Annotated in this window: 15 protein-coding genes; 7 read left to right on the top strand and 8 right to left on the bottom strand. The window is 73.2% G+C overall.

Features of this window, described 5'->3' with window-relative positions:
* Positions 1-176 precede the first annotated feature (176 nt).
* Together ABT288_RS37885 and ABT288_RS37880 are read right to left on the bottom strand one after the other, a co-directional pair.
* Entirely contained in the window at positions 177-1388 is a 1212-nt protein-coding gene (locus tag ABT288_RS37885; protein ID WP_351617997.1) for a cytochrome P450, read from the bottom strand.
* Positions 1385-2098: a cyclodityrosine synthase gene (locus ABT288_RS37880; RefSeq protein WP_351617994.1), complete on the bottom strand. Its 714-nt coding sequence runs from the start codon at positions 2096-2098 to the stop codon at positions 1385-1387. Before ABT288_RS37880 ends, ABT288_RS37885 begins: the two co-directional genes overlap by 4 nt.
* A 227-nt stretch (positions 2099-2325) precedes the next feature.
* Here ABT288_RS37880 and ABT288_RS37875 point away from each other — a divergent pair, with 227 nt between their 5' ends.
* The 4 genes from ABT288_RS37875 (at position 2326) to ABT288_RS37860 (ending at position 5475) form a co-directional block, all read left to right on the top strand.
* Entirely contained in the window at positions 2326-3168 is an 843-nt protein-coding gene (locus ABT288_RS37875) for a fructosamine kinase family protein (RefSeq protein ID WP_351617999.1), read from the top strand.
* Positions 3169-3345: 177 nt separating this feature from the next.
* On the top strand, positions 3346-3537 hold the full coding sequence (gene tgmA, locus ABT288_RS37870) for a putative ATP-grasp-modified RiPP (protein WP_020938095.1): 192 nt from the start codon (positions 3346-3348) through the stop codon (positions 3535-3537).
* A 16-nt stretch (positions 3538-3553) separates the two neighbouring features.
* Positions 3554-4537: an ATP-grasp ribosomal peptide maturase gene (gene tgmB, locus ABT288_RS37865; RefSeq protein ID WP_351617992.1), complete on the top strand. Its 984-nt coding sequence runs from the start codon at positions 3554-3556 to the stop codon at positions 4535-4537.
* 35 nt (positions 4538-4572) lie between these two features.
* Positions 4573-5475 (top strand): Gfo/Idh/MocA family protein, encoded by a 903-nt coding sequence (locus tag ABT288_RS37860; RefSeq protein ID WP_351617990.1) that lies wholly within the window; start codon positions 4573-4575, stop codon positions 5473-5475.
* Positions 5476-5627: 152 nt separating this feature from the next.
* Here ABT288_RS37860 and ABT288_RS37855 read toward each other — a convergent pair whose 3' ends face one another.
* Positions 5628-6473 carry a lipocalin-like domain-containing protein gene (locus tag ABT288_RS37855; RefSeq protein WP_351617988.1) on the bottom strand — a complete coding sequence of 282 codons (846 nt, stop codon included), beginning with the start codon at positions 6471-6473 and terminating at the stop codon, positions 5628-5630.
* 124 nt (positions 6474-6597) lie between these two features.
* Positions 6598-7506, bottom strand: a complete 909-nt coding sequence (locus tag ABT288_RS37850) for a GNAT family N-acetyltransferase (RefSeq protein WP_351617985.1) — start codon at positions 7504-7506, stop codon at positions 6598-6600.
* A gap of 262 nt (positions 7507-7768) precedes the next feature.
* Here ABT288_RS37850 and ABT288_RS37845 point away from each other — a divergent pair, with 262 nt between their 5' ends.
* Positions 7769-8875: a PP2C family protein-serine/threonine phosphatase gene (locus tag ABT288_RS37845; RefSeq protein WP_351617983.1), complete on the top strand. Its 1107-nt coding sequence runs from the start codon at positions 7769-7771 to the stop codon at positions 8873-8875.
* 12 nt (positions 8876-8887) lie between these two features.
* On the opposite strand, the gene ABT288_RS37840 is transcribed toward ABT288_RS37845, so the two are convergent.
* Positions 8888-9328, bottom strand: a complete 441-nt coding sequence (locus ABT288_RS37840) for an Lrp/AsnC family transcriptional regulator (RefSeq protein ID WP_228622050.1) — start codon at positions 9326-9328, stop codon at positions 8888-8890.
* Positions 9329-9361: 33 nt separating this feature from the next.
* Complete coding sequence (locus ABT288_RS37835; RefSeq protein ID WP_351617980.1) at positions 9362-10711, bottom strand: transaminase; 1350 nt, start codon at positions 10709-10711, stop codon at positions 9362-9364.
* Between the two features lie 290 nt (positions 10712-11001).
* On the opposite strand from ABT288_RS37835, the gene ABT288_RS37830 reads away from it, so the two are divergent.
* Complete coding sequence (locus tag ABT288_RS37830; RefSeq protein ID WP_351617977.1) at positions 11002-11469, top strand: hypothetical protein; 468 nt, start codon at positions 11002-11004, stop codon at positions 11467-11469.
* Positions 11470-11473: 4 nt separating this feature from the next.
* Here the strand turns inward: ABT288_RS37830 and ABT288_RS37825 are convergent, their stop codons facing one another.
* Positions 11474-11710: a hypothetical protein gene (locus tag ABT288_RS37825; RefSeq protein ID WP_351617974.1), complete on the bottom strand. Its 237-nt coding sequence runs from the start codon at positions 11708-11710 to the stop codon at positions 11474-11476.
* 281 nt (positions 11711-11991) lie between these two features.
* Between ABT288_RS37825 and ABT288_RS37820 the strand changes: the two genes are divergently transcribed.
* A complete protein-coding gene (locus ABT288_RS37820; protein ID WP_351617972.1) occupies positions 11992-13242 on the top strand; it encodes a serine hydrolase domain-containing protein in 1251 nt (416 codons plus the stop codon).
* A gap of 177 nt (positions 13243-13419) precedes the next feature.
* Here the strand turns inward: ABT288_RS37820 and ABT288_RS37815 are convergent, their stop codons facing one another.
* Positions 13420-14976: a helix-turn-helix domain-containing protein gene (locus ABT288_RS37815; protein WP_351617969.1), complete on the bottom strand. Its 1557-nt coding sequence runs from the start codon at positions 14974-14976 to the stop codon at positions 13420-13422.
* Positions 14977-15017 lie beyond the last annotated feature (41 nt).

Below are 15017 nucleotides of genomic sequence, written 5' to 3'. Positions count from 1 at the left end.
CCCCCCCCCCCCCCGCGCCCCCCCCCCCCCCCCCCCCGCGCGCGGCGGGGGCGCGCCCCCCCGGGAGTGGGGGGCGCGCCCCGCACCCCTACCCGCTGCTCACCGGCAGAGCCGCCGGAGCCCCCGCCCGGGATTGCCGGGTCGGGGGCGCCGTACGGACAGCCGGGTGGTGCGGGTTACCAGGTCACCGGTAGCCGCTCGGGGATTCGCTTCATGAAGCCCGTGCGCCAGACCAGTTGGCCCGGGGGTACGGCCAGCGCGAGGTCCGGCAGGCGGTCGAGGAGGACCTCCAGGGCGATGCGGGCGTGTGCGCGCCCGAGTGCGGTCGCAGGACAGTAGTGGGCGCCGCCGCCGAAGGAGAGGTGGTCGGCTGTGTTGTCGCGGTGGACGTCGAAGCGGTGCGGGTCGGGGAACTTGTCCGGGTCGAGGTTCGCGCCCTCGACCAGGACGAGGACGAGTTCGCCCTGCTTCACCCCGACGTCGCCCAGCCGGACGTCCTCCAGGGCGAGACGGGGCAGGGCGTCGCCGATGGAGAGGTTGACCCGGAGCAATTCCTCCACGCCGGGGCCGATCAGGTCCGGGCGGTCGCGCAGGAGGTCACGGGCGATGGGGTGGGTGAGCAGGTAGACCAGGGCCATCGCGAGGAAGCCGGAGGTGGAGATCACGCCGGCGCCGAACATGGTGACCCCGACGGTGGCCAGCATCTCGTCGGTGAGGTGGGCGTAGTCCGGGTCCTCGCGCAGGGCAGCGAGCTCGCCCATCAGGCCGTGCGTCGCCGGGTCGTCGAGCAGGGCCGTCATCCGGGCGAGGTCCCGGTCCCAGTTGATCTTCGCACCGGTGATCGGGCACGGCGAGTTCATGAAGGCGATGTCGAGGCTGCGCAGGAAGCCCGGGGCCTCACTCTGCGGGATGCCGAGGATGCGGCAGTGCATGCCCGCCGAGTACGGCTCGCAGAAGGCAGCGCGCAGGTCGGCCGTCGGTCCGTCGGCCAGCAGCCGGTCCACCAGCCGGTGCGCCTCCCCGCGCAGCCACTCCATCAGGCCCGGCGACTTCGGGTTGAGCGCCTTCAGCACCGCCCGGCGCAGCCCGGCCCCGGTGATGTTGCCCATGTTGTTCACGACCTCGGGCGGGATCGTGAGCGCGTACTGCCGGGGGACTCCGGGCGCGGAGGTGTCCTTGAGGGAGAACCGGTCGTCCTTGAGGACCTGGGCGCACAGGTCGTACGACGACACCAGCCAGGCCTCGTCGCCGGCGATGGTCCGCACGCGCCGTACGGGGGTGGCGGCGCGCAGGTCCTCGACCTCGGCGGGAACCCTGGTGCCGTCCCAGGAGAACGGGAAGTCGAGCAGGGGCGGGTGGTCGGCGCTGGCGCCGGGGGCGGTGGTCATGCAGCGGTTCCTTCGAGGGCGGCGGCGGGGGTGACGATGGCGTGGCCCTGGTTGCGGGAGGCGCGCAGGCCGGCGCCGCGGGAGTACAACAGCTCGGCCATCGGCAGCAGTTGGTGGTAGCAGTTGAGCGAGGAGGGCACCTTGAGGATGGCGGGGGTGTCCAGGAACAGCGGCGCCTCGGCGCACACGTACTCCAGGCACACGGCCCGCTGCCGCTCGGTCGGTGCCTCGCCACGCGCACTGAGGAAACGATTCACCAGGGCGTCGCAGACGCCCCGGAAGGCCCCGTCGGAGGCCAGGCGCGCCTGGAGCTGCCGGTGGATGTCCTGGTAGGCGGGGTTGGTGCGGAACTCGGACATCGGGTGCCAGTCCATCCGCAGGCCCTCCGGGTCGGCCGCCGACACCGCGTCACGGACCTTGGCGCGCACCCCGCGCAGGTTCTTCACCGCCTTGCGCCGGGCCTCGTCCGGTGGATAGCCGGACGCCTCGTACATCTCGGCGACGTACAGGTCGGTATAGACGAAGTCGACCCTGTCGAAGTGGTCCAGTCCCCAGCGGGCGAGGTCGTGCAGGCGGCGGGCGGAGAAATAGCTGTTGCCCGGGGACACACCGATCACGGCGTGCGCACCCTCGCCCAGGATGACCTTGCAGTGGGAGGTGTACGGCTGGACTTCGAAGACGTCGGCCATCAGCACGGATGCTGTGGTCAAGGGGGATATCCTCCGCCGCGCGCTAGTCCCGGCGGGGCCCTGTGCCCCTGGTGTGGCGACGCGGCGCCCTCACGCTAGCGGTACGGAATCAGCACGGGTAGTTACCGCCTGGGTTTGGCTGAAAACAGTCGTATCAATGGTCGAAGTCGCCTACCACCGGCCTCTGTTGCGGGACGTACGCTGGGGCCGTGGTCGACCGACACGAGGATCGCGAGGATCCGGGGCAGGTGGCGTCCCGGCTCACCGGACGCCCGGTCACCGGCGCACGGGCGGTCTCCGGATCGCCGGCCGAGGTGACCCTGGACGGCGGCACGCCCGTGATGGTCAAGCGGGGTGACGCTCCGGGGGCGGTACGCGCGGAGGTGGCGGGCCTGCGCTGGCTGGCCGCGGCGGACGCGGTCCGGGTGCCGGCGGTACTCGGTCACGACGAACGCTGGATGGTGACGGAGCGGGTGCCCACGGGGCGGCCGGACCCTCAGGCGGCGCATCGTTTCGGCCAGGCCCTGGCCGCCCTGCACGCCGCGGGTGCTTCGGATTTCGGAGCTCCGCCGCCCGGCGGCCCCGTGGACGCGTTCATCGGCCTCGCGCCCATGCGCAACACGCCGGGCACCGACTGGCCCGGCTGGTACGCGGAGCACCGGGTGCTGCCGTATGTGCGCGGCGCGGTCGACCGAGGCACGCTCCGCCCGGGCGAGGCGGCCGTGTTCGAGCGGGTCTGCGCGCGACTGCCCGACCTGGCGGGACCCGCCGAGCCGCCCGCGCGGCTGCACGGGGACCTGTGGAACGGCAACGTGCTGTGGGGCGCCGACGGCGAGGTCCGGCTCATCGACCCGGCCGCGCACGGCGGGCACCGGGAGACGGACCTGGCGATGCTCCAGCTCTTCGGCTGCCCCCACCTGGACCGGGTGTTCGCGGGGTACGAGGAGACGGCACCGCTCGCGCCCGGCCGACGCGACCGAGTGGCCGTGCACCAGCTGTTCCCGCTGCTGGTCCACGCCGTGCTCTTCGGACGCGGGTACGCCGAGCAGGCTCTGACGGTGGCGCGGACCGCGCTGTCGCTCGCGGGGTGACCACCCTTTTCCGTCGCGGCGACGCAACGTCTTGGGCTTCATCGGCGTCATCGGCCATGCAGGCACGCCGCCCTGCGGTGCTTTTGTCCCCCCTCCGACCTGCGGTTACTCAGCGTGAGGAAACCAATCACCCGTTCGATTCGTATAAGGACGTGAAAGCCTAATCAGGGAGAGACCATGCAACCGTTCACGCTCAACTACGCGCGCCCCGCTGTGCAGTTGGACGTCACCACTCCGTACGCGTACGACTCCGGACTGCAGTTGAACGTCCTCCCGGACGGGCGGATCGCCGCCACCGACCACGCGACCCTGAGGGCGCTGGGGACCACGACCTCGACGGCGGGTTCCAAGACGCACTTCGACGACTGAACGCGGGCCGTGGAAGATGACCGTGCTCATTCTGACCAGTGAAGAGGACGTGACGGCGGACATGGTGGTCCTCCGGCTGGGCGAGGCCGGTGTGCCCGTCGTCCGGCTCGACCCCGCCGATCTGACCAACGGGGTGGCGCTGTCGGGCGAGTACGTGCGGGGCGCCTGCCGCGGGCATCTGTCCGTCGGCGGGCGTCTGGTGAGCATGGGCGGCCTGCGCTCCGTCTGGGTGCGCCGGCCCGGCGACGCCGCCGCCCGCGCCGCCCAGCCGTCGGCCTGGCTGACGGAGGAGTCGTCGCAGGCGCTGTACGGCATGCTGCGCACGACCGGCGCGCGCTGGATGAACCATCCGGACGCGGCCCGCCGCGCCCGCCACAAGCCCTGGCAGCTGCATCTCGCCCAGGACAGCGGCCTCGCGGTGCCGGCCACGCTGATCACCACGTTCCCGCAGGCGGCCCGCGAGTTCGCGGAGCGCTTCCCGGATCTGGTGGTCAAGCCGGTGTCCGGCGCGCATCCGCAGGAGCCGCCGCGCGCGGTGCCGACCAGCCGCGTCGCACCGGACACCGACTTCTCGGCGGTGGCCTTCGGCCCGACGCTGCTGCAGCGGCGGATCGCCAAACGGGCCGACATCCGGCTCACCGTCGTCGGCGACACGCTCCTGGCCGCGCGCAAGCCCGCCGACTTGGACGCCCACCCGGACGACGTGGACGTCCGCTTCGCCCCGTCGGTCTCTCCCTGGCTCCCGGCGGATGTGCACCCGCGCGTCGCCGAGGGCGTACGGCGGTACATGAGGGGCGCGGAACTGGCCTACGGCGCATTCGACTTCGCCGAGGACGCCGACGGGATCTGGTGGTTCCTGGAGTGCAACCAGTCGGGTCAGTTCGGGTTCGTCGAGATGGACACAGGTCAGCCCATCGCCGCCACGATCGCCCAGTGGCTTGCCGCGGACGGGGCTGCGGACGGCAGGTGTGGGCAGGGCGGCCGGAGCGCAGCATCTTGAGGGTGCGGGGATCGGCTCGGAGAAAGGAACGCCACATGCGTATCGGACTGCTGGGGACGGGCCCATGGGCCCGGGCGGCGTACGCCCCCGCTCTCGCCGGGCACCCCGGCGTGGAGTTCGCCGGGGTGTGGGGCCGCCGCCCGGAGGCCGTCACCGCGCTGGCCGAGCAGTACGACGTCCCCGCATACGACGACGTGGACGCGCTGCTGGCCGGCGTGGACGCCGTCGCCGTGGCCCTGCCGCCGTCCGTGCAGGCCGAGTTGGCGGTGCGGGCGGCCCGGGCGGGCCGTCATCTGCTGCTGGACAAGCCGCTCGCGGTGTCGGTGGCCGAGGGGCGGGCCGTGGTGGACGCGGTCGAGCGGGCCGGGGTGGCCTCGGTGGTCTTCTTCACCGCGCGCTTCCAGAAGGAGCCGGACGCCTGGATCGAGGAACAGGCGGCCGTGGCGGGCTGGTTCACGGCACGCGCACAGTGGCTGGGCGCCGTGTTCACCTCCGACAGCCCGTTCGCGGCCTCGCCGTGGCGCCGCGAGAAGGGCGCGCTGTGGGACGTCGGCCCGCACGCCCTGTCGGTGCTGCTGCCGGTCCTCGGCGACGTACGGCAGGTGGTGGCGGCGGCGCACGGTCCGGCGGACACCGTGCATCTGGTCCTCGACCATGCCACCGGCGCGTCGAGCACGCTCACGCTGAGCCTGACGGCGCCGCCGGCGGCGGCCGGAGCCGATGTGGAACTGCGCGGCGAGGCAGGCGTGGCGCTGATGCCGGGGAGTTCCGAGGGGGCGGTCCCCGCGCTCGCCCGCGCCACCGACGTCCTGCTCACGGCCGCCCGCACGGGCCGTCCCCATGCCTGCGACGCCGCGTTCGGCCTCCGTGTCACCGAGATCCTGGCGACGGCGCAGGCCCGGCTGGCGGACGGCAGGGATCCGAGCCCGACCGACTGACCGGTGACGGGGGCCGACGGACGCCCGGTGCCCCGTTGCCCCGTTGCCGATCGCCCGGCAACGGCGGCGGTGGCGGCGCCGTCGGCCGTGGACACCGGCGCTCGGGGTGAGACGCATGGCTCCGGCTCACCCCGAGGCCCGAAGCCGGGACCTCAGGCGCCGATGATGTCCGTGAAGCCGTGCCCGGCGATCTCCTCTCCCGCGAGCGTGCCGGTCACCTGGCAGGCACCGGTGTAGGCGCCCTGCGTGGCGAACAGCTCACGACGTGTGATGTCGAGGGACGCGTCAAGGCTCGGAACGGTCAGCACCCAGTGCCCGTCCCGGTCGGTTCGCCGGGCCTGGGTGATCAGGTGTGAGCCGTCCGGGCCGAGCTCGGTGAGCCAGCAGGTGCCGTCTCCCACCGCGTCCCAGACGCTCATGTACCGGCCGGCGCCGAGGTCGAGTCCGAGCCAGGTGAACCGTGGTGCCTCGGTGGCCCCGGAAACCCACTGGCGGTCGAACCAGGTGCGTCCGCCGACCTGGTGGGTGACCCCCTCCACGGTGATGGTTCCCGACGTGGTCAGGCCGGGCAGCGCGTACTGCCCCGTCGTCCCGCCGAAGAAGGGGAACACCCCGGCGCCGCCGTTGTAGAGCACGGGGCCCTCGCGCCGAAGGGTGAGCCGGATCGAGGCGGCGTCCGTGGCACCGGTTGTCTCCAGCTCGTCCAGGTCCCCGCTCAGGCTCAGGATCGACGTCTGCACGTCGAGCGAGTCCGCCGACACCGTCACGCCGCCCGTAGCCTCGATCACGTGCTTGTCGCCGGTGCGGCCGTCCGGTTCCTGGAGCAGCGCGACCGTGCTGAGACAGGCGCCGTTCATCTCCATGGCGTGGATCTTCACCCAGAAGACCTTCTCGTGGTCGTGCAGTCTGGCGCTGAACCACCAGGAGTCGGCGTCGACGGTCGCGCTCGCGGCGAGTCCGCCGGCGGCGTCGATCAGTGTGGGGCGGGTCGTGGTCATGCAAACTCCTGTCACCGGGAGGCCGTTGACGGCCGGTCTCCTTGATCAACAGTAGAACGTCCGGTGAACACGCCCGCCGGCCATGGCAAGCCCGCCTCGCCGGTCACCACCGACGCCCGGCAGGTCACCCGCCGCCGGCAGCCCGGCCGGCCCAGAAGTTGATGCGCTCCCGTACGACGGGATAGCCGGCCCGGCTGAAGTGCGCGGCCATGGGGAAATTGGTCCGGTCGGTGGCGGCGGCGATGAAGTCGGCGCCCTGGGCCGCCAGGAAGTGGGTGCATTCACTGAGCAGGTCGTAGGCGTAGCCGTGGCCCCGTTGTTCCGGCACGACGCCGATGAAACCGACGCAGGGGCCGGACGGGTTGCGGGCGGGGATGTGGATGCCGACCGGCTCGCCCTCGGCGGTGCGGGCGGTCCGCCACCAGGCGCGTGGGGACGGAAACCAGTGGAAGAGGTCCAGTTCCTGCTGTGCGGCCAGGTCCGGACCGCCCTGTTCGAGGGCCCGGCGGGCGTGGGCGTCGAGGGTGACCGAGTGGATGCGGCGCAGCAGGTCGTGGAACACGGCGTCGTCCGGCTCGGCGGCATGCACGAGGCGGCCGGGGCGCTCGGGCAGGCCCCGGTCCGGGGTCCAGCGGTACAGGAAGCGCTCCACCGGGGGCGTGTAGCCGGCCGCGCGCGCGGCGGCGGCCCGCGTGCCCAGGGCGGCCCGCAGCCGGGGGTCGGCGCGCGAGCCGGAGGGCAGGTCGAGTTCGAGTTCGCCGGTCTGCCAGGGCGCCGTCCGCAGGAGTTCGGCCCCGGCCTCCTCCTCGCCCTCGGCAACGTCGAGCCAGTTGATCAGGAGCGGCTCGGGGTCCTCGGGCCGGCTCCACCAGGCGGCGCGGGCCACGGTGCGGCCGTCCCGTACGGCGATGCGCTGCCAGTCGGGGCGGAAGCGGGTGTTCCGGTGCTTGTCACGGAACGCCAGCGGGTCGGGCATGGTGTCGAAAAGGTGCGCGGTGCTCTCGTCGAGCGCGCGGATGACCAGGGTGGTCATGGAATCCTCCGGGATGCGTGCCGTCGTACGGCGGCGGGGACGCGCTCCCGGTCAGGCGCGGCACACCCGGGTGACGGGGAGGCGGGAGCGCAGGATGACAGTGGCCATGACGCTCGCCTCCTTCCGTCCGTCTCGGGCGTGCCGGCTCAGGCTACGCGGGCAGCACGCGGGGGTCCATCGCTTTTCGCCGGCCGCGGCGGGGGCGAGGGGCCGGTGTCCGCCACGGGAAGCCCGGGTGCGGAGGGCGGCGTAGCTTGGGGTTGTGAGATCGGTGCGCGGCGGGTCATCGCATCGGGACCTTGGAGATCGCGGCTGGTTGCGGGGCGCGCCGCCGCCGTGGTGGGTTCGGGTGCTGCCCGTGGTGCTGCTCGTGGGCGTCACCGTGGCCACGGTGTCCACTCCCGCCGCGCGGGACTCCGGTTTCGTGCTGGGGGCGATCCCGCCGCTGGCCGTCCTGTCGTACGGCCCGCTGGCCACCGCGTTCCTCGGCGCCGGAGTGGTCGTGGTGCTGAACATCCCCGCCACCCATCTCAACCGCCCCGGCAACACCGACCTGCTCACCATCGTGTTCGTGGCCGTGCTGAGTGTGTTCGTGTCGTATGTGCGCAGCCGCCGGGACGCCCAGCTGGACACGGAGCGGGCGATCGGCGAGGCCGTGCAGCGGGCCGTGATGCCGCTGCTGCCGGAGCGGGTCGGTGGCGTGGGCTGCGTGGGCTTCTACCGCGCCGCGCAGGACGGGACGCTGGTGGGCGGGGACTTCTTCGACGTGCGGCACGGGCCGTACGGGGTGCGCGCGGTGATGGGCGACGTGCAGGGGCACGGGCTGTCGGCGGTCGCGACGGTGGTGTCGCTGCTGGGCGCGTTCCGCGAGGCGGTGCTGGACGAGCCGGACCTGGAGTCGGTCGCCGCGCGGATGGACCGCAGGCTGGCGGTGGACTCGGCGGACGTACGGCACCCGGAGCTGTTCGCCACCGGGGTGCTGCTGGAGTTCTCCCCCGACGGGCGTGCCGTACGGGTGGTGGCCTGCGGTCATCCGGCGCCCGTGCTGCTGCACGAGGGGGCCGCCCTGGAGGTGACGGTCGTGCCGGGACCGCCGCTGGGAATCGGGCTGGTCGGCGTCGGCCCGCCGAAGGAGGTCACCGTGACGCTCGGGCCGGGCGACCGGCTGTTCCTGGCCTCCGACGGGGTGTGGGAGGCGCGGGACGCCGACGGCGCCTTCTACCCGCTGCCCGCGCGGCTCGCCGCCCTGACCGGCACGGCCTCCGCCGAGCTGCCCGGGGCGGTGTGGACGGAGCTCGTGCGGCACCAGTACGAGATCCGGGACGACGTCACCATGCTGGTGCTGGCACCCGCGCCACCGGCCGCCTGACCGCTCCGCCGGTCAGCCCACGTCCCACAGGAAGCGGTGGGTGTGGATGCCGAAGTAGGGGAAGGACTGGATCTCGCGGACGCCCTCCAGGGGCCGTACCACGTCGTTGACGAAGTCCAGCAGGGCCTTCGGGCCGGGGGCGACCACCTCGGCGAACAGATCGAATCCACCCGAGGTCAGCACCGAGTAGACGACCTCCGGGCGTTCGGCGAGGGCGTCGGCGACGGCGCGGGGGTCGCCGTCGACGCCGATGCCGAGCAGGGCCATGGCCTGTCCGCCCATGGCCATCGGGTCGGTGACCCCGACCACCTGGACGGCCTTGGAGTCCAGCAGGCGCTGCAGCCGCTGCCGCGCCGCCGAGGCGGACAGGCCGACCTTCGGGCCGAGGTCGGCGTAGGCGATACGGCCGTCGGTCTGCAGCTCGCGCAGGATGGCCCGGTCGATCTCGTCCACGCGTGTCCTTTCAGTGCGGTCCGGCCGCGGCTCTCAGCCCGCCAGTTCGGCGAGGGCGGCGGCGAAGAGCTCGGTGTGGGTGTCGACGTCCTGCTCGGTGGTGTCCGGGCACATGAGCGCCATGTTGTGGAACGGGGTCAGCAGGATGCCCCGGTTGGCGAGGTAGAGGTGCAGGAAGTCCTCCAGCTCCGGGTCGGAGACGGCCGCGGACTCGCTGCCGGTGCGCGGTGCCGGGCTGGTGAAACGGTACTCGGTGCGGGCGCCGAGCCGGCTCACGGACCACGGCAGCCGGTGGGTCGCGACGCCTGCCCGGACACCCGCCTCGAAGCGCTCGGAGAGCTTGGCCATCCGGGCGAACGCCTCGTCGGTGAGGACGTGTTCGAGGGTGGCCCGCATCGCGGCGACCGACAGCGCGTTGCCGGCGAGGGTGCCGCCGACGCCGCCCATGTCGACGAGGTCCAGGTCGGTGCGGGCCAGCAGCCGCTCGGCGAGTTCGGCGGACAGCCCGTAGGCGCCGGCCGGGATGCCGCCGCCGATGGCCTTGCCGATGGTCAGCAGATCGGGTTCCAGGTCCCATGCCGCGGTGCAGCCGCCGGGTCCGGCGGAGAAGGTGTGGGTCTCGTCGTTGATCAGCAGGCTGCCGTACCGCCTGGTCAGCTCGCGTACGCCGGCGAGGAAGCCGGGCTCGGGCAGAACGATGCCGATGTTGGTGAGAGCGGGCTCCATCAGGACGGCGGCGACGTCGCCATGGGCCAGTTCGCGCTCCAGGCCGACGAGGTCGTTGAACTCCGCCACCCGGCTGGTCAGCGTCACCTCGCACGGGGCGCCGACGTTGCCGGGGCGAGCGGTGCCCGTGGCGTCCGGGCCGACGACGATCAGGGACTCGTCGACGCTGCCGTGGTAGCAGTAGCTGTTCACGAGGATCTTGGGGCGCCCGGTGACGGCCCGGGCGAGCCGGATCGCCCAGCGGTTGGCGTCGGTCGCGGTGAGCGAGAAGCTCCAGCGCGCCAGAGCGAACCGGCGGGTCAGCTCGGCGCCGACCCACTCCGCGTCCTCCGTCGGCAGCATCGCCGTGGCCCCGCCCAGCTCGGCGAACCGGCGCTGTACGGCCTCGGTGACCGGGGCGGGTGAGTGGCCGGCCATCGCGCCGGTGTCGCCGAGGCAGAAGTCGATGTACTCGTGCCCGTCCACATCGGTGACCCGGGCGCCGCGCGCACCGGCCAGATAGCGGGGAAAGGCACCGGCCGTCTTGTTCATCCAGGTCATCGGCACCCGGCCGAAGAGGTGGTCGGCGCCCGCGTAGGCCGCACGGGAGCGCGGGCCCAGGCGCTCGGCCTCGGCGCTCTCGCGGGCCAGGAGGGCGTGCAGGCGCGTGCGGTCCATGGAGTACCTCACTGGAGACGGTGACGAATGACGTGACCATACGACTGAAACAGCAATGTGCTCAACACTGGACACACGATTCGATCGTCAGCACGACTGAATCAAGCGCCCGCCCGTAACACGACCCCCCGCGCGGGTGACGCATCCCCCTCCTCCAACTGACGAACCCATAGCCGGAGTTCGAACATCCCCGTACAAACGCCAGGCCGCGCCACCCCTTCCGCCACGTAGAAATATCTACGAGCATGCATATGCCGAGGGCAGGCGGACGAGGACACCCGGAGCAGTGCATGACGAACACGATGTGGATGCGTGGCGTGGAATGGCTGGCCGCCGCGGCGGCGGACCCGCGCTCCTGCAAATGGGAGTGGGATCACGGCGAGGGCGTCGCACTGCTGGAGGCGGGCCGTTTCTGGGACGTGCTGAGCGTCCCGGAGCGGCTGGGCCTGCTCACCCTCGACCAGCTGTGGCGGCCCGGGCTGCCCGTGCCGGGGCCGACACTGGTCGACACGGCGGCGGGCCGGGTCGGGTTCTTCCTGCCGCCGGACCCCTCCGGGGGCTGGGTGGGAGCCGGTCTGCGGTACGCGACCAAGGGCGCCTGGGTCGCCGTACCGCCGCCGTACCGGCCCGCGCGTTTCCTGGAATGGCTCGTACCGCCGGACGGCTCCGGCGCGCTCCACTCGCCCGGCGACCTGGAGGAGGCGCTGCGGCAGGCCAACGGCACCCTCGCCGTCCTCTCGCCGCTGCGCGGGCAGTGACGGTTCAGGCGCGCTCGGGCGCAGGTCGCGCACCCGGGCCGGCCCCGGGGAGTACGGCCGACAGCGCGTCGGGGTCCGCGGGCACCGTGCGTCCCTGCGCGCGCCATTCCGCGACGAGGCCGGCGTAGATCGGCTCCGGGGCTTGGTCCGCCCGTGGCGGCCGGCCCGCCCGGCGCCTGCGGTCCCGCCGTTCGATCCGGTCCAGCCGGTCCAAGAGGTGTGCCGGGTCCAAGCGGTTCATGCCGGGGCAACGCCCGTGGTGCGCTGCCGGTACGGCCCGCCGCGCAGGCTCACCGGCTCGGGTGAGGCCGTCGCTCGAACGAGGTCTTCCGCCTGTCGGACAAGCATTCCGCCGCGAGGCCTGCCTCCCGTCGGACAAGCATCCCGTCGGCAGGCGGCGAGCGGGGCGGCCGCCCCTTCGCCCGGCGGGCGGGGCGGAGAGGGCGCTCCTATGCTGGGAGAGCCAGGGCTTCGGCGTCCCGCTCATCGCACGGTGACCCCTCTCGTGCCTGGAGTCAGCCCATGCCGCGTACGTCCGCACGCCTGCTGAGGGGGGCCGCGGTCGCCGTCACGGTGGCGACGCTGTCGGCACCGGTCGCCGCCGCGCCCGTACGGGCGTTCCCGGCCTCGGCGCCGGCCGCCCTCTCCACCGACACGCCCGGCCCGGCCCCCTCGGCAGGGGCCGTCCGTGACCTCACCCCCGCAGTGGCACGCCGACTGGACGCCGCCGTGGGCAGGGTGATGCGCGAGGCGAACATCCCCGGCGTGACCGTCGGCATCTGGACGCCGGGACAGCCCAGTTACGTCCGCTCCTTCGGGGTGGCCGACAAGAGCACCGGCCAGAGGATGGCGCCGGACCTCTACATGCGGATCGGCAGCGAGACCAAGACGTTCACCGTGACAGCGCTGCTGCAGCTGGTGGACCGGAAGAAGGTGGGTCTGGACGATCCGATCGGCACGTACATCGACGGTGTGCCCAACGGCGACCGGATCACATTGCGTCAGCTGGCCGGCATGCGCAGCGGACTGTTCAACTACTCCGAGGATCCGGGTTTCGACAAGGCGCTCACCTCGGATCCGCAACGGCCCTTCACGCCCCGGCAGTTGCTCGCCTACTCCTTCAGGCATCCGGTGCTGTTCCAGTCGGGGCGGAAGTTCTCCTACTGCAACACCAACCTGATCCTGCTCGGTCTGGTGGTGGAGAAGGAGAGCGGGCAGCACCTCGGGGACTACATCAGGCAGCACGTTCTCGCTCCGGCAGGCATGCAGCACACGCTCTTCCCGGCCGGCGGCGAGTTCCCCGCCCCGCACGCGCAGGGCTACACCCGGCAGACGGCGAACGGCAGGGAAGCCGACGCGGCCGACTGGAACCCGTCCTGGGGCTGGGCCGCCGGCGCGATGATCTCGACCCTGCGGGACCTGCGCACCTGGGCGCCCACGGTCGCCAGGGGCCGGTTCCCGGACGGCACGCGCATGGTCAGTACCGCGACGCAGCAGCAGCGGCTGACCACACCGCCGGCGGGCGCGACGAAGGGCGCCGGATACGGCCTGGGCATCTTCGACGTGCAGGGATGGATCGGCCACAACGGCTCCCTGCCGGGGTACGAGACGGTGGCCGTCTACCTGCCGTCGACCCGGACGACACTGGTCGCACTCCTGAACACCGACACCGGCTACCGGTCCCAGGAGCCGAGCACCGTCCTGGTCGAAGCGATCACGAAGATCATCTCCCCGGCGCACGTCTACAATCTGCCGGTCACGCACACCGGTTGAGGCGGCACGCGCCGCGGGCATCGCCCGCAGGAGACACGGTCCGGTTCGGGCGCCGGAGCCGTACGCGGGGCCGCGACCGGTCCCCCGTTCCGGTCGTGCCCCGCGGACTGCGGAAAAGGTACGCGCCCTGCCGGACACGGGGTAGTGCACGCGTGCCCGGCAGGGCCCGCACGGGACTCACCGGTGCACAGACGAGTCCGGTTGGTCCGGGTTCGGCCCGCCGGGACCGGGTACACCGAGGTCGGGCACGGACAGCTCACCGGTGACGAGCTGGGCGAGGACGACCTCGTACAGGTCGGTGCCGCCTGCCGTCAGCCGGCGTTCCAGGACGGGTTCGGCGGCCCGGACGTGTTCGCGCACGGTCTGGGCGTGTACGCCGAGCACATGGGCGGCGCGTTCGGCGTGCGCGTCGGCGCCGGTCCAGGCGCGCAGGGTGCCGCGCAGGTCCCGGCCGTCCTCGTCGAGGCGGCCGAGCAGCCCCTCCGCCCAGGACCGCAGCGCGCTCGTGCCGAGCAGCTCGGTGAGCCGGGTCCGCGCCGTCGGACCGGGTGCGCCGCCGGAGGGGTCGTACGGACCGTGTGCCGCCTCGGTGTTGAGGGCGGCGTGGACCACGGCCCGGACGGGCAGCCGGGAGAGGTCGGCGCCGAGCAGCGCGGCGACCCGGTCCATCCGGGCGCGGACGGTGTTGCGGCTGACGCCGAGCACCTTGGCCGCGTTCACGGCGGTGAACTCCAGGCCCAGCCGCGTGGTGGCGAGCAGTTCGGCGCGCACGTGGTGCGGCAGCGGGTCGAGCGGGCGCAGTACGGCGGCGGCCCAGGCCCGCAGCGCCGTGGGGTCCATGAGCTGTGCGGGGCGGGTGCGGGCGGCGTAGACGGCGTACCGGTCGGACCGGAAGCGGGCCACGGCGAGGGCGGTGACGGCCTGCCCGTAGGCGGTGGCGGTCAGGGCGAGGCCCTGCCGGGGGCTGCCGCCGAGGAAGGTGCCGCGCCGGTCGGCGACGAGGGACCGCAGCCGCTCCCCCACCTCGGCGGACGGGCCGACGACGATGACGTGTTCGTCCACCGCGGGGCAGCGCACGACCAGCGCCCGGCCCTCGGTGGCGTCCACGCACGCGTCGGCGAGCCGGTCGCGTTCCACGGCGGTGCCCTCGAGGACGTAGACCCGGGCGGTGTCCTGTTCCAGCAGGCCCGGCCACAGCCCGGCGGCGACCCGGCGGGCGGAGACGGTGTCCTCCACCATGAGCAGTTGCAGGATCGCCAGCCGCAGATCGGCCGTGGCTCGCCGCAGCCGCCGCCCGGACTCGGCCGACTCCCGTTCCCTGAGCAGGAGTTCCAGTACGCCGACGGTGTGGCCGAGGATCTCGGTGGTGCGCCGGTCGAAGGGCTCCGGGCGGGCCACGGCCAGGACGGCCCCCGCCGCGGGGCCGGGCCCCGGATGGCGTATGCCGACCAGCCGCACATGCCGTGCCCCGTCGTCGAGGGACGCGGCGCAGACCCGGCCGGCGAGGATGTCGGCGAGCACGGCGGGGTCGAGCGACAGGCGCTCGCCGGCGAGCAGGCCACCGCTGCCGTCCTGGAGGCACACCGAGGCCCGCACGGTCCGGGCGAGCCAGTCGACGAGCCGGCGCGGATCGCGTCCGGCGGGCCGCAGCTGGTCCAGCAGCTCCTGCGCCCAGCCACTGTCCGCGCCGTACGGCTGCGGGAACGCGGGGCCCTCGTCCGGTCGGACGGCCACGTTCTGCTCTCCTCACCTCCGTGTTGACCTGGGCTTACGCA

Origin of the sequence: Streptomyces sp. NPDC001093, assembly GCF_040298985.1 — a bacterium.
Lineage (GTDB): Bacteria > Actinomycetota > Actinomycetes > Streptomycetales > Streptomycetaceae > Streptomyces.
Note: the sequence above shows the minus strand (reverse complement) of the source record. Positions and strands in the feature narration are given on the sequence as shown.